This window comes from Ancylobacter sp. TW_SC_1 (assembly GCF_056836805.1).
On sequence record NZ_CM166365.1, the window covers coordinates 1,266,513 to 1,289,733 of the forward strand.

Genomic DNA, 23,221 nt, shown 5'->3' on the forward strand with positions numbered 1-23,221 from the left:
GCGATGGACGTGAAGAAGAATGGCGACGTGTCCTTCTGGTATGCCGACATCGGCGGCGTACCCGGCTGTCGCCCGCCCTTGCCGGGCGACATCGAGGTCGATGTCTGCATCGTCGGCGCCGGCTTCACCGGCCTGTGGACGGCCTATTATCTGCAGGAGGCCGAGCCGGGCCTCTCCATTGCCGTGGTCGAGAAGGAGTTCGCCGGCTTCGGCGCCTCCGGCCGCAATGGCGGCTGGTGCTCGGGCGAATTCGGCTGGAGCCGGGAGAAATACCTGTCCTCCGGCACGCGCGAGGGCATCATTGAATGGGAGCGGCAATTGCGCACCACCGTCGCGGAGGTGCGCCGCGTCACCGAGAAGGAAGGCATCGACTGCGACTACCTGCTCACCGAGTGCCTGACCTTCGCCCAGAGCCCGGCGCAGATGGAGCGCCTGCGCGAGGCCTATGACGAAGCCATGGCCTGGGAGGTGCCCACCACCCGTCTGGAACTGATCGACGGGTCGGAAGCCGCCTCGCGTATCCGCGTCGACAAAGCGCAGGGCGCGCTGGTGCGGCACAATGTGGCGCGGGTGCAGCCGGCCAAGCTGGTGCGCGGCCTCGCCGAGGCGGTGGAGCGGCGCGGCGCTGTCATCTATGAACAGACCACCGTCACCGGCATCGAGAAGGGCCGCGTCACCACCAATCGCGGCACCGTGAAAGCCAGGCGCATCGTGCGCGCCACGGAAGGTTTCACCCACGGCATTCCCGGTAATGAGCGGGAGTGGATCCCGATGAACAGCGCCATCGTCGTGACCGAGCCGGTGCCGGAGGATCTGTGGCGCGAGATCGGCTGGGAGGGTAGCCAGCTCCTTGCCGATGCCTCCCACGCCTATTGCTATGCCCAGCGCACCCGCGAAGGGCGCATCGCCATGGGTGGGCGCGGCGTGCCCTATCGCTTCGGCTCCAAGACCGATGTGTTCGGCCAGACCCAGCCCGAGACCATCGAGAAGCTGAAGGGCATTCTCTACCGCATGCTGCCGCAGACCCGCGGGCTGAAGCTGGACCATGCCTGGTGCGGCGTGCTCGGCGTCCCGCGCGACTGGTGCGCGACGGCGGGGCTGGATCCGCAGACCGGCATTGGCTGGGCGGGCGGCTATGTCGGTCTCGGCGTCTCCACCTCGAATTTCTCCGGGCAGACGCTGGCCGATCTGGTGCTGGACAAGCACACCGAACGCACCGGCCTGCCCTGGGTGAACCGCAGGCCGCGCAAATGGGAAGTGGAGCCATTCCGCTGGCTGGGCGTGCACAGCATGTACTGGCTCTATCACAAGGCCGACCGCAACGAGGCCGCCACCGGCGGGCGTGTGACCTCGCGCCTTGCCACGCTGGCCAACGCGATCACCGGGCGCTGATTGCGCCGCGCGCCGCCATCACCCGCGCCAACGACCCGAGACGGCACCTCCGCTGCCGCCTTCCGCAGGAGACGACATGATCGACCTTTCCGTATTCGCCCAATTGTCCGGCATCGACCTTGGCGCAATGGCCGACAAGCCCACCACCCTGAACCCCGGACAGCAGGAGGTGACCTCCTCGCTCTGGGTCGCCCCCGACGGGACGCTGGACATCGGCATCTGGGAATGCACGCCGGGCCGTTTCACCGCCGATCGGACCGAGGCGGCGGAGTTCTGTTATTTCCTGCAGGGCAAGATCATCATGACCCATCTGGACGGTACCCGCCGCGATCTCGGGCCAGGCGATGCGATCATGTTGCCGCGCGGCTGGAAGGGCACGTGGGAGATCGTCGAGCGTACCCGCAAGATCTACGTCTTCCTATCGGACGCGGCGAAGAGCTGACCCTCATGTGCGGCATACCCGGGCGCTGAGCGACTTCGGGACATGATCGGCAGGCGCAAACGCTGGTTTGGCGCGGCTGATGCGCTCGACCGGATCGTCGGCCCCGGGCCGCGCGACCTGCCGGATGACCGATATGCAGCCGGTGCCGCCGCAGCGCCGGCTGCCGCGCCGATCTCCCGCGCGACCGCTTCCACTCCCATCCGTGGCGCCGCCGAGCTCCGTAGCACGCCTGCAGGAGTTGTCCGGTGACCGGCAAGAGAACATTCGCCGAAGCCGTCAGGGCCGAGGGCTATGAGGTGCTCCCCGAAATGGGGCCTGCGGGAGCTGGAAATTCCGGGTCCTGAGCCTGCCCCCGATGCTGGACCGGCCTGCTGGCCGTTTCCAGGAAACCGGAGGCAGGTCATCGCTTTGGTCTGATTTCAAAAGCTATCTACCAAAGTGCCGGAGCCTGATCTTACTCATGGCTACGTTGTTTCAACGACAAGCTCCGTGGCCGTCACGGCTCGCATCAGAGCCCGCAGCTCCGAATCTTGATGGCTACCGAAGGCCGTATCGAAACCGGCTTGGGCCGCGGCCCAGTATGCCCACGCCTTGTCCAGTCGCTCCCGACCAAGGTCCGTCAGGCGAAGCTCCTTGCTCCTGCGGTCCGCAGCCCCTTGCACGATCGCGATGAGACCATCGCGCTGCAGCGGGAGGACATTCCGGCCAAGGGTCGTCCGGTCCATGACCATGGCGTCGGCAAGACCATTGATGGTCAACGGGCCGTGAGCCTTCAACTTGGCGAGGACCGAGAACTGCGTGATGTGCAGCCCCGATGGAGCCAAGTGCTGGTCATAATACTGGCTGACGTGCCTTGCCGCTTGGCGGATGGCCAGGCAGGTGCAGAACTCGGGTGAGGTGGGCTTCATAGCAACCTTGACAGTCTTGAGCATATAGGCGTAACTGCGCATATATCGGCGTATATACGCTCATGCCGGACTAGGGAAGCCGGTAGTTTCCGTACGGTCGGGGAATTTGTCCGCGACACTGAGCAGGCCGCCATGATCGAGAGCTTCACCGTTCAGCATTGCGAGCATATCAGCCCGCGCTCCTTTGAAGATGTCGTCACCTGTTTCGAGGCCGAGCTCGGAAATCTCGCGGATCCCGCCATCATTCCGCGCGAGGTCGCCGCGGCGACGGGGCCGGAGGATTTCGGAGCGCGCATGAAGGCCTATGAGGGCCGGAGTGGATTCATGCGCTTCCTGACCAACGACCATGGAGCCTGGATGACCCGCATGGGCGTGGAAGCCAAGATCCGGTCGTACATCATCGGCAATCCGCTGGTGGCCAGAACCATGATCACTCACGACCCTGGTGTCGGCCTGAACGTTCCAATCAGAGTCCTGATCTTCCAGACGGCGTCCGGCGACGTGCGTCTGGCCTATGACCTGCCGTCATCTCTGATGAGTCGTCTCAACAATGACGAAGTCTCCGCGTCCGCTCTCAGACTGGATGCGAAGCTTCGCGACCTGGCGGAACTCGCAACCGGAGTGCCCGCTTGATGGTGGCGGAGGAGCCGCGCCGTGCGGGCCGCGCATGGAACGATCAATCGGACGGCGATTCTGCAGGGGCGCGGTGTCTCGCACTCCTCAACGGGTATTGTGTCAACGCTCCATGGCTGCTGGCGACGTCATCTCGTTCGGACCCTACTGGCTGATCCCGGAGGAGCGCCTGCTGCTGAGGGACGGCACGGCCGTCGATGTCGGCAGTCGAGCGCTCGATGTCCTCATCGCGCTTGTCGAAGCGGCCGGCGAGGTCGTCAGTCAACGCGACTTGATCGCCCGGGCGTGGCCCGGCGTGGTGGTCGGCGATGGCAGCTTGAGAGTGACGATCGCCAGTCTGCGCAGAGCGCTCGGTAATGGCGAGGATGGAGCGAGATACATCGCCAACGTGACGGGGCGAGGATATTGTTTCGTCGCTCATCTCGATCGCTTGAGAGATCCGTCACGGGCATCGGCGTCGCTGCCTGTCCCCTCTGAGGCTCTTCCCGTTCCGAAGCATGGGCTTCCGCCGCGTCTAGCACGCATGGTCGGCCGTGAAGACGCCGTCGGGGCGCTGTCTACGCTGCTCGCCTCCTGGCGCTTCGTCAGCGTGGTGGGTCCGGGCGGCATGGGCAAGACGACGGTGGCCGTCTCCGTTGCCCACGCCCTGCTCGATGAGTTCAGCACTGCCGTCTACTTTGTCGACCTCGGTGCCGTCACCGACGCGGCCGTCGTCTCGAGCGCTGTCGCAACTGCGGTGGGCAGCTTCGTACAGGCGCATGATCCCCTTCCCGGTCTCATGGCATTCCTGGCGGATCGTCGGGTTTTGCTGGTCCTCGACAACTGCGAGCATGTCATCGACGCCGTGGCTTCGCTGACGGAGCGTCTCTACAACGAGGCGCCGGAGGTGCATATCCTTGCCACAAGCCGGGAGGCGCTACGCGCGGAGGGCGAGCACGTCCACCTCCTGGCGCCGTTGGATTACCCCGCCGTGCGAGAGGACCTGACTGCGGCCGAAGCCTTGGCTACGTCTGCGGTGCAGTTGTTCATGGAGCGTGCTTTTGCCAGCGGCCACACCGGGGCGCTGACAGACGCCGATGCGCCAACCGTAGCGGCGATCTGCAGCCGACTGGACGGCATCGCGCTCGCGATCGAACTGGCGGGCAGCCGAGTCGGTGCCTATGGGCTGCAGGGCACGGCCGACCTGCTCAGCAATCGATTCAAGCTCCTGTGGCAGGGACGCCGAAGCGCCCCGCCTCGTCATAAGACACTGGCCGCGATGCTGGACTGGAGCTTCAATCTCTTGTCCGATTGGGACCGGCGTGTGCTCAGCCGCCTCTCGATCTTCGTTGGCGTGTTCACGCTCGAAGCAGCTCAGTTCGTGGCGGCCGACGACCAGGCCGATGCGATTGATGTTGCCGAAGCGATTTCCAGCTTGATCGACAAATCGCTCGTTTGGGTCGCGCCGGGCGAGGGGATCGCACACCATCGGCTGCTCGATTCAACGCTGGCCTTCGCGGCCGAAAAACTCGCACAGACCGATGAGGTGAACGGTGTCGCCAGACGACATGCCCTCTATTACGCCAATCGGCTTTCGAGCGGTGCGGGCGAAGGGGTCTCGATCACCATCGAAGACGTGCGCTTCGCCGCCCCGTATCTGGGCAATATTCGTGCGGCCCTGGAATGGAGCTTTTCCGCCGCTGGCGAAGCGGCGACCGGCGTACGGCTGGCCGCCGCCGCGGCCCCATTGTTCTTTGATCTCGACTTGTTCATCGAATGCATTTGCTGGTGCGAGCGAGGCCTGGCTGCGTTGCCCAAAAGCGACGAAGGGAGCTCAGTCCACCTGACGCTGCGGGCGTTCCTTCCCGCTTCGGCGATGTTTACCCGAGGCAACAGCGACGATGTGCGCAGAGCCATCGAGGACGCGCTGAGCTTGGCCGAGGCGCGTGGCGATCATGTATATCAAATGCACCTCCTGGTCGGCCTGAGCATCTTCCTGACCCGCATCGGCGACTTCCAGGGTGCGCTGAAGGTCGCCCAACACAATATGACGGTCGCCGAGACGGCAGGCTCGCCCGGCGTTGTCGCCACGGCAGAATCGGTGCTTGGGGTTGCTTACCACTTGATCGGCGATCAGATGGGCGCACGGCGTCACTGCGAACGCGGCCTGACAAAAGCCGAGGCTGCGGGCGCCGCGCAGGTGGCCTTCTTCGGCTACGATCATGAAATTCGCGCCCTGATCGCGCTTGCGCGCTGCTACTGGCTGCTCGGGCTTCCGGACCGTGCCGCCAAGACCGCAAGGCAAGTGATCGACTTGGCGACCGAGCGCGATCACCCGGTCAATCTGTGTATGACCTTGATCTTCACGACAACTGTATTCCTCTGGCGCGGCGACCTCGATGAGGCGGAGCAGCTTGTCCGACGCCTTATGGGTCACGCCGCGCGACATTCACTTGGCCCCTACCACGCACTCGGTATGGCATTGGACGGCGAGTTGGCCATTGCGCGCGGGAATGCGACGGAGGGCGTAGCGCTCCTGCGCCATTCTCTCGAAGTCTTGCAGGCGCAGAATCATCACACCCCGACGCCAGCTCTTCATATGGCTCTTGCTGGAGGACTGATGAAAGCGGGCGAACTCGAAGAGGCCGCCGCAGTCGTCGACGCGGGCTTGAATCTAAGCAAAGCTTTCAACGAAACGCTAACGTTGCCGGAACTGCTGAGAATACATGCGGAGATATTGCTCCAGACAACGCCCGCCGACGCAGTGGAGGCGGAGCGGGCTTTCCAGATCTCCCTGCAGCAAGCTAGAGAGCGATCGGCCCTCAGCCTCGAATTGCGATCGGCCATGGGACTTGCGCGGCAGTGGTCCAGCCGCGACCGATCGGGCGAGGCTACCGATTTGCTGGAAGGTATCTATCGGAAATTTGCGGAGGGGCACCAGACAAAGGATCTGAAATCCGCGCGTCAATTGCTAGAGGAGCTTCGACGGAATAACGATGTTTAACATCAGATAATGTGCGTATCAACATTTTCCACGACAATATTCGTTTGGGTGAATACAGAACGGGCATTTGTTGGTATGGCTCATTTCGATAAACAGCGAGAGTCCGGGGCGCCGGATCCGTCTCCGAGTGCGTTGATTGCCGAGTTGCCATCAGCGGTAGCTGCTTACGTCCGTGCGACGAACACAGGCGATCTCAACGCGTTGCTGGAGACATTCGCCGACGACGCCCTCGTCAATGACCAGCTTGTCGACTACTGGGGCAAGGGGGCCATCGCGGCTTGGGCGGCCCACGATATCATCGGCGAACGATTGACGCTCGAGGTTGTAAAAATAGTCCCGCACTATGGGCATTCGATCGTGACCGCCCATGTGGATGGATTGTTCGACAAGCGCGGGCTGCCGGACCCACTCGTGCTTGCGTTTTATTTTTCGTCTCATGACGAAAAGATCGTTCAGCTCATTATCTTGCGCAATCAATCCGGCATCTAGTCAATGTGCCCGAGCCGGGGCAACAAACGTTGCCAGACGCAACCTACGGCCCACCTCGAAGCGCATGTGTGGCGGTCTGCCGACCTGAGCTTTCGGATCTGACGCCGGGTCGCCGGGACTGTTCTGGCGCCTCATTGCACAGCTACGATCATCCACGCCTGGGTACACTGCAGACGCTTTGAGCGTGACGCACGAGCGGAGTGCACGCAAAGCTCTGTGCGGGCCGCGCTCGGCACGTTCTTTTTTCCTGAAAATGGCATTCTACCGGCAGGGTTTAATCAATAACGCGATGTCCGCTGAAGCGGATCGCCACCACAAGCTGTTGTTAGAATGCACGCCGCGTAAGTGTTATATTTGTGTAAACTCATCAAATTTGCTTGATGACCAAACGTTGCATCGGCTTGCATCTCATAACACTTCATCCGGACATCGCCATGTCATCCTCCGCCACGTCGCTCTGAACAGCGATCTACGTGGAGAACCCGGAGGACGACATGACCAAATCCAACACCATAGCCCGTGAGGGTGCCACGCTGGAAACCGCGCCCACCCTTTACATCGAAGGCGGCGGTATCCGCTTCGCTTATCGCCAGCTCGGTCCATCGACCGGAACGCCGCTCCTTCTGCTTCAGCACTTCTCGGGCAACATCGACGCCTGGGACCCCGCCGTCGTGAACGCTCTGGCTGCCGATCGTCCCGTGATCGCCTTCGACAATGCCGGCGTCGGCCGCTCCACTGGCCAAACCCCTGACAATATTGCAGCTATGGCCCGCGACGCCGTCACCTTCATCGAGTTGCTCGGCCTCCCCAAGGTCGACCTGCTCGGCTATTCTCTCGGCGGCTGCGTCGCCCAGCAGATGGCGTCTGAGTACGGCCCGCTGGTCCGCAAGGTTATCCTCGTCGGCACTGCGCCGCAGGGCGGTGAAGAGCACCTGCTGGCGGTTCTGCAGCAGGCGTTCTCCGACACCGACGCGCCCGATGTGCGCCTGCCGCTCTTTTTCACGAAGTCGTCCGCCAGCCAGGCCGCCGGCCGGGCATTTCTCGATCGAGTCTATGCCCGCAAGGAAGATCGCGACACCGATGGCGGCAGCGCCGTGACCGATCCGCAGGCGAAGGCCCTGATCACATGGTGCGCCACGCCTGACCCCGAGCGTGCCATCCTGAGCGCCATCACGCAGCCCGCCCTCGTGGTCAGCGGCAGCCACGACACCATGCTCCCGGCGAGCAACGCCTACGCGATGTTCAATGCCATGAGCGACGCCCAGCTGCACCTGTACCCGGACTCCGGTCACGGTGCGCTCTTTCAGCACCACGCGCTCTTCGTGAACCACGTCCGGACCTTCCTGGACGCCTAGCCGCGGCGGTGATGGCTTTGGCTCGGGCATCTGGCGACACACGTGCGCCGTCTACCCCAACCCAGAATCTCCCTTTTTGAGGTGCGAGATGAGTGGAACATCAACTCTCGAAGGTCTCGACACGGAGTTCGCCCGCGAGGCGGAAGAAAACCAGCATCGACTTCGCACAGCACTTCGCGCGACTTACGACTTCATTGTGTGCGGATCCGGTTCTTCCGGCGCGGTGGTGGCGCGGCGCCTGGCCGAAAATCCCGCCGTCTCCGTGCTGCTGATCGAAGTCGGCGGGGGTGACACCGCACCTGAGGTGGAAATGGCGGCGGCGTGGCCGCTGAATCTGGGCAGCGCGCGCGACTGGGGTTACACGGCCCTGCCCAATCCGCACCTCAACGGGCGCGCCATCCCGATGAGCATGGGCAAGGTGCTGGGGGGAGGATCGAGCATCAACGTCATGCTCTGGGCGCGGGGCCACAAGAGCGACTGGGATTATTTCGCCGCTCAGGCCGGCGATCCCGCCTGGAGCTATGAATCGGTTCTGGGCATCTTCCGCGAGATCGAAGACTGGCAAGGAACGCCCGATCCCGCCCGCCGCGGACGTGATGGCCTGCTCTACATCTCACCGCCGATCGAGCCGCACCCTGTCGCGAGGGCGATGCTCGACGCCGCCGTCGAGCTGGATGTCCCTGTCTTCGACGATGTGAACGGCGCCATGATGGAAGGCCCCGGCGGCGCGGCCTACTTCAACCTGCGCATTCGCGACGGCCGGCGGCAGTCGATTTTCCGCTCCTACACCTTTCCGCTGATGAACCAGCCGAACCTGACGGTGCTGCCCGGGACCCTGGTCACGCGTGTGATCATCGAACGGGGAGCCGCGATCGGCGTGGAGTGCATCCTCGACGGCCGGAGCCGCCGCTTCCTCGCGTCGCAGGAAGTGATCCTGTCCCTGGGGGCCATCCAGACCCCCAAGGTCCTGATGCAGTCCGGCGTTGGCGATGCCGAAACGCTGACGGCCCTGGGGATCCCGGTGGCCCAACATCTCCCCGGAGTGGGGGCCAACTTCCAGGACCACATCATGGTCTCGAGTTGCATCTGGGAATACCCGGAGCCGATGCCTCCTCACGGCAATGGTGGCGAGGCGACCATCTTCGCCAGGAGCTCGCCGGAGTTGGACAGTCCCGATATCCAATTGCTCCAGATCCAGTTCCCCGTCCCAACCCCCGAACTCGCCGCACGCAACTCCATACCAGCCGGATCCTGGGGCATTTTCCCGGCCCTGCTGCGTCCGCACAGCGTGGGCCGTCTCCGGCTGACCGGGGCCAAACCCGAAGATCCGATCCTGATCGACTCGCAGATCCTCTCCGATCCGGCCGACCTGACGGCATTGCGGCGGTGTGTGGAGCTCGCGCGGGAAGTCGGCGACTCTCAGGCGCTTCAGGGCTTCGTGAAGCGGGAGGTCATGCCGACTGCGCTCGACGCTGCCGCCATGGACAACTTCATCCGCGACGGTGTGACCACGATTTGGCACCAGAGCTGCACCGCCAAGATGGGGCAGGACGACATGTCCGTCGTGGACAGCCGTCTCAAGGTCTACGGCGTCGACCGCCTGCGTATCGCCGACGCCTCTGTAATGCCGCGGGTTCCCCTGGCCAATACTATGGCCCCCTGCGTCATCATCGGCGAGCAGGCGAGCAGGGCAATCACCCGCGAACGTCATCTTTGATCGCCCTTCAAACTAGCAGAGAGAGATACGTCGATGAAACTTACGACATACATGAAACGTGCGGCATCGACCGCGCTCCTGGCGCTCAGCACCGCTGGCATGTTCAACATGGCAGTCGATGTTGCTTCGGCAGCCACGTCGGAAACGGCGAAGCCCACCATTGTTCTGGTCCACGGAGCGTTCGCAGACGCATCGAGCTGGGACGGTGTCATCTCCAGGCTTCAGGCTGACGGATATCACGTCATCGCCGCTCCCGATCCGCTTCGCGGCCTCAAGAGCGATACGGACTATGTGTCCGGCATTGTCAAAAGCGTCAAAGGGCCGGTGGTCCTGGTCGGCCACTCCTATGGAGGTTCGATCATCACGAACGCTGCGACCGGCGCCGACAATGTCAAGGCTCTGGTCTATGTCGCGGCCTACGCTCCGGAAGCTGGCGAGAACGCCTTCGATCTCACCGGCAAGTTCCCGGGAAGCATCCTGCCTGACGCGCTGGCCCCGCCGATTGCCCTCGCGGACGGCGCTCATGACCTCTATGTCCAACAGGGCAAGTTCCGGTCCGTATTCGCGGCTGATATCCCCGAGAAGAAGGCCGAGCTTATGGCGGCCACCCAGCGCCCCGTGACGGATGTGGCGCTTAAGGGAGCTTCCGGCGCGCCGGCCTGGCAAACCATTCCGTCGTGGTTTGTCTACGGTAGTGCCGACAAGGTCATCCCGCCGGCCGCACACGCCTTCATGGCGCAGCGCGCGGGCGCAAAGGAGACGATGGTCGTCAAGGGCGCACCTCATCTCGTCATGGTCGCTCATCCGACAGTCGTCGCCGATCTCATCGAAAAGGCGGCGGCAGAAACCATGAAGTTGGACTGATATCCGCGCCCGGGGCGGACCTCTCTTCAAGGGCCCGCCCGGGAACGGAAGATCTCATCCCGACGCGATCGTGGATCGCTGCGCAATCTGCGCTGCATTGGCGCGACGGCGATAAATCAACTGCCGAGGTGCGTCGGCATGTCGTCATTTTGCGCCTCACCACCGCGCGTGCGCCGACTATCCACCGCAATAGTGGAAGGCATATCAAGATGATGAACAGACGCAACTTCTCGACCGCCGTTGTGGTAGGTGCTGCCGCGTCGTTGATCGCCGCGCGCGGGATGGCCGCCGTTCCCGCACCCATCAAGGCACGCAACATCATTTTGGTGCACGGGCTCTTTGTCGACGGCTCGTGCTGGTCCGAGGTGATCGCGCGGCTCCAGGCGGCGGGCCTCAATGTCACGGCTGTGCAGAACCCGCTGACGACGTTGCCGGAAGCGGTCGCCTCGGCACGGCGTGTGCTCCACCGACAGGACGGCCCGACGGTCCTCGTCGGACATTCCTTCGCCGGCATGATCGTCACCGAGTTGGGAGGGCATCCCAAGGTGTCCGCTCTGGTTTATGTCGCCGCGCGGGCGCCGGAGGCCGGCGAGGACTACACCGCGCTGGCCAAACACTATCCCACGCCACCGGCATCCACCGGCATCGTCTTCGACGGCGATGAAGGGTGCCTGACCGAGGCAGCCTTCCTGCGCGATTTCGCGGGCGACCTGCCAGAGGCGAGGGCGAAGGTCCTCTACGCTGTGCAGGAGCCATTTCACAAGGCGCTGCTCGACGGCAAGACCACGCAGGAGGCCTGGCGCTCGAAGCCGAGCTTCTATGCGGTCTCGACGGAGGATCGCACGATCAACCCGGATCTGGAGCGCTTCATGGCGAAGCGAATGGGCGCAAAAACGATCGAGTTAAAATCAAGCCATCTCTCGCTGATCTCTCATCCCGACGAGATCGCTCGGTTAATTCTGGAGGCTGCCGGGCAATCCGGCTAGTCGATTGGCGCGCTTGGGGATGTCATTGTCGCAATTGCGCATAGTGCGATCCAACGCACCCGGAAAGTCGAGTAGCAACAGAATTGATATGACGGTCTCCGCCAAGCTTCCAGGACCGCTGAAATTATTCGGTGCGGATATATCAATCAGCAGGAACTCGCTGACAATCTGACTTCCCGGTACGATTTATTGTTTTCCGATCCGGCTCTTCGGGTTCGGTTTTGGCGCAGCTGCCGGCCGGGAATCTCGAGATCGGTGTTCTGTTAACCGAGGCAGGCGGTTGTGGCGACATACCCAGCGTAATGGAGGCGGCCCAATGGGCGTCTAACCTCGGGAGCGAACGCGATTTCGATTTTCATTCCTGGAGAAATCCAAACCAGAACAGTCGCATCCTTCGAATGGTCATGGGCGGAAAAATGACTGAAACTTCTTGAACGATGAAATCGTCTATAGCTTGAAGGCACCTATTATCGTCATCAAGCGATGGCGCGATCATTAAAACATGGTCCGACCGCACTTCTCGCTGAACTACCGACTACCTGCACCGCAGCCATCGTTCCCTGACACCCGCCCTCTATTAGAGTGGGGTGATTTTGCAGCCTCTACCCCGCCCGCTCCAAATATCCGGTAGGTAATTCGAATCCAATTACCTGATCGTCAAGTAATGGGAGAGTTTTAATGCCCTCACCAGATTTTTCTATGGTCACGAAACAACCTCGAACCACCGGAAGGCCGGTCGCCCTGATTACAGGAGCATCAAGTGGGATAGGACTGGAATTCGCCCGACAGTTAGCGCCAGAGCACGATCTAATACTTGTGGCTCGGCGCAAAGATATTCTTGAATCCACGGCCTCCGAACTGGATAAAAAGTTCGGTAGCCAGGTGACGATACTGTCAGCGGATCTAACCCGCGAGGCGGAGTTGTCCATGGTTGCCGAGTGGATCGTTAACGAGAAAAATTTATCTCTTCTCGTGAATTGTGCTGGGTTCGGGCTTGATGGATATTTTTGGAAAGCTGGGCTTGCTGAGCAAGAAAAAATGCACCGACTACACATAATGGCAACAGTAAAATTGAGTCACGCAGCATTACGAGTTCTTGTGGAAAATAACTCAGGAGGCGTTATAAATGTAAGTTCTGTCGCTGGATTTGTTTGGTTCGGAAACGTCAGCTATGGAGCAACAAAGGCATGGATGACGGCATTTGGCGACGGGGTGTGTATTGACTTACACGCCGCCGGCTCGAAAGTGACGATGCAGACTCTCTGTCCGGGCTACACGCATACTGAGTTTCAGCAGGCGATGGGCTTAGACCCTACGAAGGTGGCTCCACCCAAATCTTGGTCGACAGCCAGCGAGGTCGTCAGCGCTTCACTTGCTGGGTTGAAAAGGGCGAAGCATCTTGTGGTGCCTGGATGGCGCAATAGGGCACTTATAAGACTCTTTTCTTTGCTACCTTGGTGGTTGCGAAAGAGCTTGTTGGCTCGCAAGGCGAGAGAGGGTCGTGGCGCTGCGTTCCCGGGGTCCTAATGCGTTATCAATTGGCGTCCAGTTTTGACACGATGGCCTGCTGCCGGTTCTGTGGACGCTCAGTTAAGCTAATCCGACCTTCTTTTCGAACTCGACCGGGCTGATGTAGCCGATGGTCGAGTGCCTGCGAACGGTGTTACGGTGTTGTAGAATCGCTCAATGTAATCGAACACGTCGGTGCGAGCGTCGTCGCGTGTCCGGTAGACCCTGCCTCTGATCCGCTCGGTCTTCAGCGAGGAGAAGAAGCTCTCCATCGCGGCATTGTCCCAGACATTACCCGAGCGGCTCATCGAGCAGGTGACGCCGTTGTCGGTCATGAGCTTCTGGAACGGCTCGCTGGCATACTGGCTGCCCTGGTCCGAATGGTGCAGCAGGGCATCCGGCTTTCCCCGGCGCCAGATCGCCATCATCAGTGCATCGGTCACGAGCCCGGCGGTCATCTCGGCCTTCATCGACCACCCCACCACCCGGCGGGAGAAGAGGTCGATGACGGCTGCAACGTAAAGCCAACCCTCCGCGGTCCATATGTAGGTGAAGTCGGCGATCCAGCGCTGGTTGAGCCGTTCGGCGTGGAACTCCCGGTCGAGCGTATTCGGGGCGATGGCCGATCGCCGGCCCTCATCCCTGGGCAGGCTGCGCCGACGCGGCCTGGCACGCAGAGCTTGTGCGCGCATCAGCCGTTCGATGCGATGCAGGCCGCAATCGATGCCTTCCGCCAGCACGTCCCGCCAGACGCGCCTGGCACCATAAGTGCGATCAGAACCGAGGAGGCTTGCCCGGACCCTCGCGCCAATCTCCTCGTCGTCGCACGCACGCCGGCTCGGCGATCGGTTGAGCCAGGCACGGAAGCCTGAGCGCGACACATCCAGCGCTTCGCAAAGCCACCGGCCAGATTCCCCCGGTGCTTCGCAATGAACGTGAACCTCATGTCACGTCCTTCGCGAAGTAGGCTGCGGCCTTTTTTAGGATGTCGCGCTCCGCCTCGAGCTTGGCCACCTCCCGCCTTAGCTTCTCGATCTCAAGCTGCTCCGGCTTCATCTGGCCGTGGCCGGGAAACGCCTGTGCAGGATCGGCAGAAAAGAGCTTCACCCATTTGCGCAGCTGGTGCTCATGGACATCGAGGTCCCGAGACGCCTGCGCCACACTCACACCGCGATCCTTGACCAGGCGCACCGCCTCGATCTTGAACTCACGCCCAAACTGTCTTCGCTGCATACGCCACCTCCGGCTTCATGAAACACCCAATCTCGGTGTCCACGAAACCGGCAGCAGGCCATTGTCGACTTTGAGCGCGGCGTTCGCGTTCCGCACGCGGGCAATCTGGCTTCCATCATCGCAGCGATTGAGCAAGCCGGCATTGAGTTTACCCCCGAGAACGGTGGCGGCGCCGGTGTGCGCCTTCGGAAGCCATCGACGTCCGGATAGTCCCACATCCGCTGCGGCAGGCGCGCAAGAAACAGCGACCTCTGCGCAGCGCGACTGCGGTTCGGCCGCAGTTCCTTTGCAGCTTCTCTGCATCGCGACCGCCGATTTGCAGCGACTCGGTTGCGCGTCACCGACAGCAGTTTCACGTTAAGCATGGCGATGAATGGCTATGTCGCTGCTCACGCGGCGGCCTGTGAAACACTGAGGCCGCGCATTTTCAGCGAGCTTGAGATAAATTTGATAGCGCTCGGCACCTGCGGCGCGTTTTCTGCTGCTCTGTCATAGTATCGCAGCGATGTGACGTGATCTCATTTGGGCTCGGGGAAGCGGGTCAGCTTGATGGCAGGATAAAAGCGCGCACATTGCGCGGCGGTCGGATCGTTGATTTCGTATAATATTTTCTAGACCTCGACACATTGCGCCGCTTGATAGAAATGTGCGTGCTTCTCGGGAAACTTGTTGGCTGAACGCTTAGCCGCACATTGTTGCCGTCTGATGCCGGCCTGAGGACCATCACCCCTTGGTTTCGGATCGCGAGGCCTGCCACTTCTGGATCGTGGCCGAGCGAACGGCCTCTCGGCAGAAACGCCGCCCCTGACCGAGGCGAGTCGCCTCTCAACAACGTGCCTGCACTGACCGCCGATGCCCCGTACGAGCTTCGCGCGCATGTTGGTGAAGTTTTGCCAGCAGCGTGCCCCGACCGTCCTGTCGCCTCGCGACGCCGACCTGTTCCAGAACTGGCTGCTCGATCTCCTCGCCGCGCGCATGCCACCGCCCCTGGCGGAGCGCGATTACGACTGGCACGCAATCGCTCATGCCTGTGACGTGGATCACGCCGATCTGCAGCGCGCCGGCCCCGTGCTGGCGCCCGGACTTGATGCGCTGCGCCGTGAACTGGCGCGCCGCGGCCACGTCACGGTGAAGCGTGCCGCGGCGCGCCGGCAACCGTCCGGCTTGGAGCGGGGCGCGCTCCATCGTGATGCCGACCGCTTAGACGCTGCGCCGCGTCGACGCGGTCCGCGGGCGAAGCCCGTTGTCGAGTTCCCCAAGAGCGACGGGCGGCCCTGGACGGACCCGTCGTCATTCGCCGATGCCCTCGATCTTCACATGCGGCGCCATGGCGACACCGCCAAGCATCTCGCTCGTGCCGTTGAGGCGAGTGCGGCCGAGGTCGATGAGATCCTTGAGTGGGTACAGCGCGTGGTGATCACGGGGACGACCGACTATCGGCGCTTCCAGGCCGCTGCAATGAAGCAGCGCTACTCGATCCGCTTTCCCGGCCTGCTCGACCAATCCTCCCGGCCGCGCGGGCTCCACCGGTTTTGCCGGGAAGAGGATGGATCGCTGCCGGATCCGGACCTCGCGAGTGCGGAGCTCGATGCGCCGCCCCAGCTGGCCGAGGAGATGGCCGATCTCGTCCGATTCAAGACGGCGACGCTGACGGCCTTCGGTTATCAGCGCAACGGTGTCTGGGGTGAGGAGACGGCGTCCCAGAAGGTCGAGCATCTCGGTCTGATGTTCGGTGCGTTGGCAGCCTCAGCCAGCGGCGCGGTCCATGGCTTCGGCGTGCCGCTGGAGAAGCTTAGCTTCGGCCTCCTGGTCTTCCCGATCGTGTGGGACTGGTACATCCAATGGCGCGAGCGTCGGCGCGGCTTCTACACCGCATGGGAAGTCGACATGCTGCGCATTGCCGTGGCCCTCACCCGCGCCGAGACGGGTTGGCTGCGCCAGAACCCGCAACTGGCCGAGCGCATCCGCCCCATTCCCAATCTGATCACGGAGCGCGACGTTGCCGCCGCGCGCGCGGACTGGGACGCGGCCTGTGAGCAGATGCACCGCCATGGCCTCGCCCGCGCGCGGGAGGTGCTGAGCGTGCGATGGCGAAACTCTGCGTGGCCCACGCGACACGATGGCACGTTCCCGCATGCGCAACCCGCTCCCGCAGCAAGGTAGAGGCGGACAGCGCCGAGTGGAGCGGAATGATAAGCCGCTCATTCGGGACAGAAACGGCGGATCCGACGCCCTTGCTCTGGCTACGGCGCTTGTAACCTCTCAGACAAGGCATCCTATTTGTACGCGATGGCGTCCTTTTCGCCGCACGACCGTCGTTTGAGGCTTTCCCATGCGCTCCGATAGGTCTTCGGTCATTCCCGGACCTTTCCGGCACCGGTTTCTCGGACGCAATGACGCTCAAGCGGCACAGGAACAGCATCAAGGCACTCGGACCGTCAGCCGGACCGGAGACGGCGCTGACCCACGCCAAACGTGCCGAGGAGGCGGTTCTGAGTCTCGCCCGGATCCTCGGTCGCCAGATCGCCCGCGAGCAGTTTGATCAGCACATCGCGTCGGAGCGGAAGCTTTGTAGGAAACGTTCGACGGGCGAGGAAGTGTAATTCCAGCTTTGCTTATAGACAAATTATACGTATAATTCTGGCATTCGATCTGAAAGGATGCCCGCCATGGCGAGAGTCGGCTCCCTCGAATTCCAGCGCAAGTTCGGCGAGTTCCAGCACCAGGCCCAGCGCGAGCCGGTTGAGATCACGCGGCACGGACGCCGCGAGTTCGTGCTGATGTCCGCTGACCATTATGACTGGCTCCGGGCCGCCGCGCAGCGGACCCACCACACGGCCGACGCCGTCGATGTGGTAATCGACGCGGTGGAGCGCGCGGAGATGGACGTCGAGCACGCGCGCTTGAACGACCTGTTGAAGTAAGGCGCTCGCCGTGGCGATCCCTGAGCCAAAGCCCGGCCTCATCCTCCGCTACGATTACCTCTGGACGCACGAGGCAGCTGCCGGCCGCGATCAAGGCAAGGATCGCCCGACCTGCCTCGTCGCAGCGACCGATTCCCTTGTGCGCCCTCGCTATGTAGTGTTGCTGCCGATCACCCATACGCCGCCGTCCGGCGATACGGTGGGGATCGAGATTCCGGCGAAGGTTAAAGAGGCTATCGGCCTCGACAGCGAGCCGAGTTGGGTGATCGTATCGGAGCACAATATCGACGAATGGCCGAATGGCGGGCTGTCGCCGGTTCCTGGCAAGCCGGGTGAGTTCAGCTACGGTTTCATCCCCCCAGAGCTGTTCGCGAAAATCAGGGCCAGATTCCTCGAACTGGCACGAGCGAAGAAGAGTGGTGCAGTCCGCCGCTGACCATGGAGACACGAAAGGAAGGTCGATGACCCGCGTCGCGCTCTATGCCCGCTATTCCTCCGATCATCAGCGGGAAGCCTCAATCGAAGATCAGCTTCGCCTCTGCCGTGAGCAGGCGAGGCGCGACACGTGGAACGTGGTCGCCACCTATAAGGACGCAGGGATTTCTGGTTCGAGCATGATCCTGCGACCTGGCATCCAGATGCTGTTGCAGGACGCGCAGGCGGGACAATTCGATGTGGTGATGGCCGAGGCGCTGGACCGCATCAGCCGCGACCAGGCTGACATTGCGACGCTGTTCAAGCACCTCAAGTTCGCCGGCGTGCCGATCGTCACATTGGCCGAAGGCGAGATCAGCGAATTGCACGTCGGTCTGAAGGGCACGATGAACGCGCTTTTCCTCAAGGACCTTGCCGCCAAGACGCATCGCGGCCTCCGTGGTCGTATCGAGGACGGCAAGTCGGGCGGCGGACTCTGCTACGGCTATAGGGTGGTGAAGAAGCTCGACACATACGGCAATCCCGTTCGGGGAGACCGTGAGATCGACGAGGTCGAAGCCAACATTGTTCGACGTGTGTTTCGCGAGTTCGCGGATGGTGTCGGTCCGCGCACAATTGCGCGGCGACTGAACGAGGAGGGCATTCCCGGCCCGAGCGGCAAACTGTGGAACGACACAACGATCCGCGGTCACGTCAAGCGCGGAACCGGCCTCGTGAACAATGAGCTTTATATCGGCCGCTTGCTCTGGAACCGGCTTCGATATGTCAAAGACCCGTCAACCGGGAAACGCGTCTCGCGGATGAATCCGTCGTCGGAATGGATCGTCAAGGACGTCCCCGAACTCCGGATCGTCGACGACGAGCTGTGGCAATCCGTGCGCGAGCGGCAAGGCGAGATCACCGAGAAGTACGTGAATGTCACCGAGGCCATCCGTGATCACCACACCAAGAATCGACTGAACGGGGGCCGCCGGCCGAAGTCGCTGCTCTCGGGGCTGATATTCTGCGGCTGCTGTGGTGGCCCGTACTCTCTGCGCGGATCCGACCGCTTCGCCTGCTCAAACCACATCAGCAAGGGTAGCTGCTCCAACAGCCGGACTATCCCGCGCGAGGACTTGGAGCGCCGCGTGCTGGCCGGTCTCAAGGGCCAGATGATGGCACCTGAGGTCGCGGCAGAGGCGATGCGTGCTTATGCCGAAGAGACGAACCGGCTCAATCGGGAACGCCGCTCGAATGGCGACGCCTGGAAAGCGGAGCTGGTCAAGGTGGAGAAGCAGATCAGGGGCATCATCGAGGCCATCAAGGCTGGAATGTTCCATGAGAGCATGAAGGTCGAAATGGACGCGTTGGAGGCCCGAAAGAAGGAGCTTTCGGAGCTACTCGTCGATGCTCCCCACGACGTGCCGGACATGCTGGCAAGGGCCGCGGCCATCTATGCGAGCAAGGTCGCAACTCTGACCCATGCGCTGAACCGGCCAGAGGAAAGGCCTCAGGCAGCGGAAGCTTTGCGGATGCTGATCGAGCGGATCGTGCTGACGCCCGGTAATGAACGAGGCGAGATGTTCGCGGCATTGCACGGCGAACTGCGCACCATCCTCGAATGGACCGAGCGCCAAGCAATCGGAAAGACCGGTAGAAAAACAAAACCCGCAGCCGAGGCTGCGGGTTTGTCGGTATCAGTGGTTGCGGGGGCAGGATTTGAACCTGCGGCCTTCAGGTTATGAGCCTGACGAGCTACCGGGCTGCTCCACCCCGCGTCAGAGCCGGCTAGAAGGGCCATCGCGGCCCGCCGACGCCGGGTATCTAGCAATCCGGGTGGCCAAATGAAAGGGGGGCGGGGTACTTTTTGTCACCCGATCGTCGCGCCATCGCCTATAATGCCTACTAACCAACTGGACGAAAAGAGATTTTCTCATGACGGAAAACACTCGTCGGCTCCAGCCCGAACCGGTGGATAGCGCCTCCGGCACTGTCCATCCGATTCCCGGACCGCTCGAAGCCGCCTTTCTTCGCGCGGTTCACGATGCGTCCGTCGCGCTCGACCTCGCCGATCCAGTGGGCGCCGTGCATGACCTGCGCAAGGCCTTCAAGCGATTGCGGGCCCTGCTGCGGCTCGTTCAGGCGTCGCGTCACCGCAAGACGGCCACGCTGGCCCGCGAGTTGCGCCGCGCGCTGGCGGAGGCGGCTCGCCTTGTGGCCGGCGCCCGCGACGTTGCCGCCCGGCGCGACGCGCTGGACGATCTCGCGGACAAGGCGGGGCTTTCGCCGGCGATCCGTCGCGCGGCGGGCCGCGCACTCGCCACGGCCGCCGGGACGGACGGGGAGGGCGGCCTGAGCGCCCATCGCGGCGAGATAGGGCCGCTTGTCGCACGGCTGAGCGAGATGGCTCCGCAGCTCGGCGCCGCCCTCGAGGGGAAGGACCTCGTCGTCGCGCTGGCCCGCGAATTCGCCAGGACGCGGCGGACCGGGCGTGCCGTCGATCCGCATGACGACGAGAGCCTGCACGAGCTGCGCAAGGCGGTGGTGGCGCAGCGCTACCAGATGGAGCTCGCGATCCCGGCCTGGCCGGTGCTCGGCGAAGCATGGGTGGACGAGCTGCAGCGCCTTCGCGACAAGCTCGGCAAGCATCACGACCTTTCCGTGCTGCGGGCGCTGATCGAGGCCCGCTCCGTGCGCGCCGCCGGCCCGCCGGAATGGCGCGCGCCGCTGCTCGAGTCCATCGAGGCGCGCCAGTCCAGGCTCGCCCATTCCGCTCTTCGCATGCACGCGCGCCTTTTCGCCGAGACGCCAAAGGCCTTTCGCCGACGCCTTGCGGCCTATATGTCTGCTGTATCCGAGGGAAAATAACGCAAGGATTGCCGCACCCGCGGCATGGCGGCGGATTCGGGAAGCCCATGTTCGTCCGGCAGATGCATTATCTGGTCGCGCTGGCGCGCGAAAAGCATTTCGGGCGGGCGGCCGAGGCCTGCCACGTCACGCAACCCACCCTGTCGGCCGGCATCCGCAAGCTCGAACAGGAGCTCGGCGTGCCCATTGTCGTGCGCGGCCACCGTTTCCTTGGCTTTACGGCGGAAGGCGAGCGGGTGCTTGGCTGGGCCCGCCAGATCGCCGCCGATTATGAAAGCCTCCGGCAGGAGAAGGTCGAGACCACCGGCCGGATCACCGGCACGCTGCGCGTCGGTGCCATCCCCGCCGCAACGGCCGCCGCGCCCGCCCTGCTGGCGCCCTTCCGCCTCCGGAACCCGGAGGTGAAAGTGCAGATGCTCACGCTCAGCTCGGCGGCGATCCAGCGCGGCCTCGACGAGATGGAGCTCGATGCCGGCATAACCTATCTCGAGAACGAGCCGCTCAACCGGGTGCGCCGCGTACCGCTCTATCGCGAGCACTATGTCTACATCACCCGCCCCGACGAGCCGCTGGCGCGGCGTCGCAGCCTGCGCTGGGCGGAGGCGGCGGCGCAGCCTCTGTGCCTGCTCACGCCGGACATGCAGAACCGCCGTATCATCGACCATGTGATGGCCGAGGCCGGCCTCGTCTCGCAGCCGGCGATCGAGACCAACTCCTTCATGGGCGTGTGGTCCTTCGTGCGGCGCGGGCCATGGAGCAGCATCGTGCCGGAATCGAGCTTCCGCGGCCTGGGCGACGCCGCCGACCTCGTCGGCGTGCCGCTGGTCGAGCCGGTGCATATTCAGCCGATCGGCCTCGTCCTGTCGGATCGGGATCCGCTGAGCCCGGTCGCCGGAGCGCTTCTGAAGCTCGCGCAGGCCCTTGGGCGCGAAAACTCGATTGAGAACATCTTCAAATAGCGGAAACTTCATTTCCGCCATCTATCAATTGTTCACCCCTTTCAATTTGAAGCCCCCTCGCTCCCGGTCCACAGTCGCATGGTCGGCGGCGAAGCGGGAAGGAACAGCCCGCGCGCCGGACCGGCATGGAGGACGCCTGCCGCGCCGCCTATCGCCAGGATGGCGGCATCACAGGACAAAAAGATGCGCCGGCTAAACGCCTTGGCGCTCGCGGTCTGCCGTGTGACACGGCGGAAGCGTCCCCGCTCACCCTGACGAGAGGAGATGCCCCCATGGCGAAGGTTCTTTGCGTTCTTTACGACGATCCGATCGACGGCTACCCGAAGACCTATGCCCGCGACGATCTGCCGAAGATCGACCACTATCCGGGTGGCCAGACGCTGCCGACGCCCAAGGCGATCGACTTCACGCCCGGCACGCTGCTGGGCAGCGTCTCCGGCGAGCTCGGCCTGCGCAAATATCTCGAATCGAACGGCCACACGCTGGTGGTGACCTCCGACAAGGACGGTCCGAATTCGGTGTTCGAGAAGGAGCTGGTGGACGCCGACGTGGTGATCTCCCAGCCGTTCTGGCCGGCCTATCTCACGCCCGAGCGCATCGCCAAGGCGAAGAACCTCAAGCTTGCGCTGACCGCCGGCATCGGCTCCGACCATGTCGATCTTCAGTCGGCCATCGACCGCAACATCACGGTCGCCGAGGTCACCTACTGCAACTCGATCAGCGTCGCCGAGCATGTGGTGATGATGATCCTAGGCCTCGTGCGCAACTACATCCCCTCGCATGACTGGGCGCGCAAGGGCGGCTGGAACATCGCCGACTGCGTGGCGCATTCCTACGACCTGGAGGCGATGAGCGTCGGCACCGTCGCCGCCGGCCGTATCGGCCTCGCCGTGCTGCGCCGCCTCGCGCCGTTCGACGTGAAGCTGCACTACACCGATCGTCACCGCCTGCCGGAAGCGGTGGAGAAGGAACTGAACCTCACCTTCCACGCCACGCGCGAGGACATGTACCCGCATTGCGACATCGTCACGCTGAACTGCCCGCTCCACCCGGAGACGGAGCACATGATCAATGACGAGACGCTGAAGCTGTTCAAGCGCGGCGCCTACATCGTCAACACCGCCCGCGGCAAGCTCTGCGACCGCGACGCGATCGTGCGTGCCACCGAGAGCGGCCAGCTGGCGGGTTACGCGGGCGATGTGTGGTTCCCGCAGCCGGCGCCGCAGGACCACCCCTGGCGCACCATGAAGTGGGAAGGCATGACCCCCCACATCTCCGGCACCTCGCTGACCGCCCAGACCCGCTATGCGGCCGGCACCCGGGAGATCCTGGAGTGCTTCTTCGAAGGGCGCCCGATCCGCGACGAGTACCTGATCGTGCAGGGCGGCGCGCTCGCCGGCACGGGTGCGCATTCCTACTCCAAGGGCAATGCCACCGGCGGTTCCGAAGAGGCCGCGAAGTTCAAGAAGGCCGTCTGAGCGCTTCCAATTTCTTCCAGGCGTGCCGGCATCCGACCGCGAAAAAGGATGCCGGACTTTCCGAAGC

The 23,221-nt window shown here is 63.1% G+C and carries 19 protein-coding genes, 1 tRNA gene and 1 pseudogene; 18 read left to right on the forward strand and 3 right to left on the reverse strand.

Features of this window, described 5'->3' with window-relative positions; all coding sequences use genetic code 11:
- The first annotated feature begins 3 nt into the window (after window positions 1–3).
- Both AC1PZ7_RS05890 and AC1PZ7_RS05895 read left to right on the forward strand, forming a co-directional pair.
- Complete coding sequence (locus tag AC1PZ7_RS05890; protein ID WP_482358566.1) at window positions 4–1,392, forward strand: NAD(P)/FAD-dependent oxidoreductase; 1,389 nt, start codon at window positions 4–6, stop codon at window positions 1,390–1,392.
- Between the two features lie 76 nt (window positions 1,393–1,468).
- Window positions 1,469–1,834, forward strand: a complete 366-nt coding sequence (locus AC1PZ7_RS05895) for a cupin domain-containing protein (RefSeq protein ID WP_482358567.1) — start codon at window positions 1,469–1,471, stop codon at window positions 1,832–1,834.
- A 464-nt stretch (window positions 1,835–2,298) separates the two neighbouring features.
- Here AC1PZ7_RS05895 and AC1PZ7_RS05900 read toward each other — a convergent pair whose 3' ends face one another.
- Window positions 2,299–2,766: a MarR family winged helix-turn-helix transcriptional regulator gene (locus AC1PZ7_RS05900; RefSeq protein WP_482358568.1), complete on the reverse strand. Its 468-nt coding sequence runs from the start codon at window positions 2,764–2,766 to the stop codon at window positions 2,299–2,301.
- Between the two features lie 108 nt (window positions 2,767–2,874).
- Between AC1PZ7_RS05900 and AC1PZ7_RS05905 the strand changes: the two genes are divergently transcribed.
- From AC1PZ7_RS05905 to AC1PZ7_RS05940, 8 genes are all read left to right on the forward strand, one after another.
- Window positions 2,875–3,375, forward strand: a complete 501-nt coding sequence (locus AC1PZ7_RS05905; protein ID WP_482358569.1) for a DUF302 domain-containing protein — start codon at window positions 2,875–2,877, stop codon at window positions 3,373–3,375.
- Window positions 3,376–3,487: 112 nt separating this feature from the next.
- Window positions 3,488–6,358, forward strand: a complete 2,871-nt coding sequence (locus AC1PZ7_RS05910; RefSeq protein ID WP_482358570.1) for an ATP-binding protein — start codon at window positions 3,488–3,490, stop codon at window positions 6,356–6,358.
- A gap of 75 nt (window positions 6,359–6,433) precedes the next feature.
- Window positions 6,434–6,847, forward strand: coding sequence for a nuclear transport factor 2 family protein (locus AC1PZ7_RS05915; RefSeq protein ID WP_482358571.1), 414 nt, complete (start codon window positions 6,434–6,436; stop codon window positions 6,845–6,847).
- A gap of 494 nt (window positions 6,848–7,341) precedes the next feature.
- Window positions 7,342–8,202: an alpha/beta fold hydrolase gene (locus AC1PZ7_RS05920; protein ID WP_482358572.1), complete on the forward strand. Its 861-nt coding sequence runs from the start codon at window positions 7,342–7,344 to the stop codon at window positions 8,200–8,202.
- A gap of 88 nt (window positions 8,203–8,290) precedes the next feature.
- Window positions 8,291–9,919 carry a GMC family oxidoreductase gene (locus AC1PZ7_RS05925; RefSeq protein ID WP_482358573.1) on the forward strand — a complete coding sequence of 543 codons (1,629 nt, stop codon included), beginning with the start codon at window positions 8,291–8,293 and terminating at the stop codon, window positions 9,917–9,919.
- Between the two features lie 99 nt (window positions 9,920–10,018).
- Window positions 10,019–10,783, forward strand: a complete 765-nt coding sequence (locus AC1PZ7_RS05930; protein WP_482359576.1) for an alpha/beta fold hydrolase — start codon at window positions 10,019–10,021, stop codon at window positions 10,781–10,783.
- A gap of 209 nt (window positions 10,784–10,992) precedes the next feature.
- Window positions 10,993–11,769 (forward strand): alpha/beta fold hydrolase, encoded by a 777-nt coding sequence (locus AC1PZ7_RS05935; protein ID WP_482358574.1) that lies wholly within the window; start codon window positions 10,993–10,995, stop codon window positions 11,767–11,769.
- A 678-nt stretch (window positions 11,770–12,447) separates the two neighbouring features.
- Complete coding sequence (locus AC1PZ7_RS05940) at window positions 12,448–13,296, forward strand: SDR family NAD(P)-dependent oxidoreductase (protein WP_482358575.1); 849 nt, start codon at window positions 12,448–12,450, stop codon at window positions 13,294–13,296.
- A 63-nt stretch (window positions 13,297–13,359) separates the two neighbouring features.
- On the opposite strand, the pseudogene AC1PZ7_RS05945 reads toward AC1PZ7_RS05940, so the two are convergent.
- A pseudogene (locus tag AC1PZ7_RS05945) lies at window positions 13,360–14,511 on the reverse strand (IS3 family transposase).
- Between the two features lie 876 nt (window positions 14,512–15,387).
- Here AC1PZ7_RS05945 and AC1PZ7_RS05950 point away from each other — a divergent pair.
- The 5 genes from AC1PZ7_RS05950 (at window position 15,388) to AC1PZ7_RS05970 (ending at window position 19,594) form a co-directional block, all read left to right on the forward strand.
- Complete coding sequence (locus tag AC1PZ7_RS05950; protein WP_482358576.1) at window positions 15,388–16,674, forward strand: hypothetical protein; 1,287 nt, start codon at window positions 15,388–15,390, stop codon at window positions 16,672–16,674.
- A 230-nt stretch (window positions 16,675–16,904) separates the two neighbouring features.
- A complete protein-coding gene (locus AC1PZ7_RS05955) occupies window positions 16,905–17,114 on the forward strand; it encodes a hypothetical protein (RefSeq protein WP_482358577.1) in 210 nt (69 codons plus the stop codon).
- A 66-nt stretch (window positions 17,115–17,180) separates the two neighbouring features.
- Window positions 17,181–17,435 (forward strand): type II toxin-antitoxin system prevent-host-death family antitoxin, encoded by a 255-nt coding sequence (locus AC1PZ7_RS05960; RefSeq protein ID WP_482358578.1) that lies wholly within the window; start codon window positions 17,181–17,183, stop codon window positions 17,433–17,435.
- A gap of 10 nt (window positions 17,436–17,445) precedes the next feature.
- Complete coding sequence (locus AC1PZ7_RS05965; protein WP_482358579.1) at window positions 17,446–17,871, forward strand: hypothetical protein; 426 nt, start codon at window positions 17,446–17,448, stop codon at window positions 17,869–17,871.
- Between the two features lie 25 nt (window positions 17,872–17,896).
- Window positions 17,897–19,594 (forward strand): recombinase family protein, encoded by a 1,698-nt coding sequence (locus AC1PZ7_RS05970; protein WP_482359577.1) that lies wholly within the window; start codon window positions 17,897–17,899, stop codon window positions 19,592–19,594.
- On the opposite strand, the gene AC1PZ7_RS05975 is transcribed toward AC1PZ7_RS05970, so the two are convergent.
- Window positions 19,551–19,627 (reverse strand) — tRNA-Met (locus tag AC1PZ7_RS05975). The genes AC1PZ7_RS05970 and AC1PZ7_RS05975 overlap by 44 nt on opposite strands.
- Before the next feature lie 157 nt (window positions 19,628–19,784).
- Between AC1PZ7_RS05975 and AC1PZ7_RS05980 the strand changes: the two genes are divergently transcribed.
- From AC1PZ7_RS05980 to AC1PZ7_RS05990, 3 genes are all read left to right on the forward strand, one after another.
- Window positions 19,785–20,717: a CHAD domain-containing protein gene (locus AC1PZ7_RS05980; protein ID WP_482358580.1), complete on the forward strand. Its 933-nt coding sequence runs from the start codon at window positions 19,785–19,787 to the stop codon at window positions 20,715–20,717.
- Between the two features lie 47 nt (window positions 20,718–20,764).
- Entirely contained in the window at window positions 20,765–21,676 is a 912-nt protein-coding gene (locus AC1PZ7_RS05985; protein WP_482358581.1) for a LysR family transcriptional regulator, read from the forward strand.
- 272 nt (window positions 21,677–21,948) lie between these two features.
- Window positions 21,949–23,154, forward strand: a complete 1,206-nt coding sequence (locus AC1PZ7_RS05990; protein WP_482358582.1) for an NAD-dependent formate dehydrogenase — start codon at window positions 21,949–21,951, stop codon at window positions 23,152–23,154.
- Window positions 23,155–23,221 lie beyond the last annotated feature (67 nt).

Bases quoted from the DNA above. Each gene is read 5' to 3' on its own strand.
- AC1PZ7_RS05890 (WP_482358566.1), top strand. From the start codon at position 4: ATGGACGTGAAGAAGAATGGCGACGTGTCCTTCTGGTATGCCGACATC.
- AC1PZ7_RS05895 (WP_482358567.1), top strand. From the start codon at position 1,469: ATGATCGACCTTTCCGTATTCGCCCAATTGTCCGGCATCGACCTTGGC.
- AC1PZ7_RS05900 (WP_482358568.1), bottom strand. From the start codon at position 2,766: ATGCTCAAGACTGTCAAGGTTGCTATGAAGCCCACCTCACCCGAGTTC.
- AC1PZ7_RS05905 (WP_482358569.1), top strand. From the start codon at position 2,875: ATGATCGAGAGCTTCACCGTTCAGCATTGCGAGCATATCAGCCCGCGC.
- AC1PZ7_RS05910 (WP_482358570.1), top strand. From the start codon at position 3,488: ATGGCTGCTGGCGACGTCATCTCGTTCGGACCCTACTGGCTGATCCCG.
- AC1PZ7_RS05915 (WP_482358571.1), top strand. From the start codon at position 6,434: ATGGCTCATTTCGATAAACAGCGAGAGTCCGGGGCGCCGGATCCGTCT.
- AC1PZ7_RS05920 (WP_482358572.1), top strand. From the start codon at position 7,342: ATGACCAAATCCAACACCATAGCCCGTGAGGGTGCCACGCTGGAAACC.
- AC1PZ7_RS05925 (WP_482358573.1), top strand. From the start codon at position 8,291: ATGAGTGGAACATCAACTCTCGAAGGTCTCGACACGGAGTTCGCCCGC.
- AC1PZ7_RS05930 (WP_482359576.1), top strand. From the start codon at position 10,019: ATGTTCAACATGGCAGTCGATGTTGCTTCGGCAGCCACGTCGGAAACG.
- AC1PZ7_RS05935 (WP_482358574.1), top strand. From the start codon at position 10,993: ATGATGAACAGACGCAACTTCTCGACCGCCGTTGTGGTAGGTGCTGCC.
- AC1PZ7_RS05940 (WP_482358575.1), top strand. From the start codon at position 12,448: ATGCCCTCACCAGATTTTTCTATGGTCACGAAACAACCTCGAACCACC.
- AC1PZ7_RS05950 (WP_482358576.1), top strand. From the start codon at position 15,388: ATGTTGGTGAAGTTTTGCCAGCAGCGTGCCCCGACCGTCCTGTCGCCT.
- AC1PZ7_RS05955 (WP_482358577.1), top strand. From the start codon at position 16,905: ATGACGCTCAAGCGGCACAGGAACAGCATCAAGGCACTCGGACCGTCA.
- AC1PZ7_RS05960 (WP_482358578.1), top strand. From the start codon at position 17,181: ATGGCGAGAGTCGGCTCCCTCGAATTCCAGCGCAAGTTCGGCGAGTTC.
- AC1PZ7_RS05970 (WP_482359577.1), top strand. From the start codon at position 17,897: ATGACCCGCGTCGCGCTCTATGCCCGCTATTCCTCCGATCATCAGCGG.
- AC1PZ7_RS05980 (WP_482358580.1), top strand. From the start codon at position 19,785: ATGACGGAAAACACTCGTCGGCTCCAGCCCGAACCGGTGGATAGCGCC.
- AC1PZ7_RS05985 (WP_482358581.1), top strand. From the start codon at position 20,765: ATGTTCGTCCGGCAGATGCATTATCTGGTCGCGCTGGCGCGCGAAAAG.
- AC1PZ7_RS05990 (WP_482358582.1), top strand. From the start codon at position 21,949: ATGGCGAAGGTTCTTTGCGTTCTTTACGACGATCCGATCGACGGCTAC.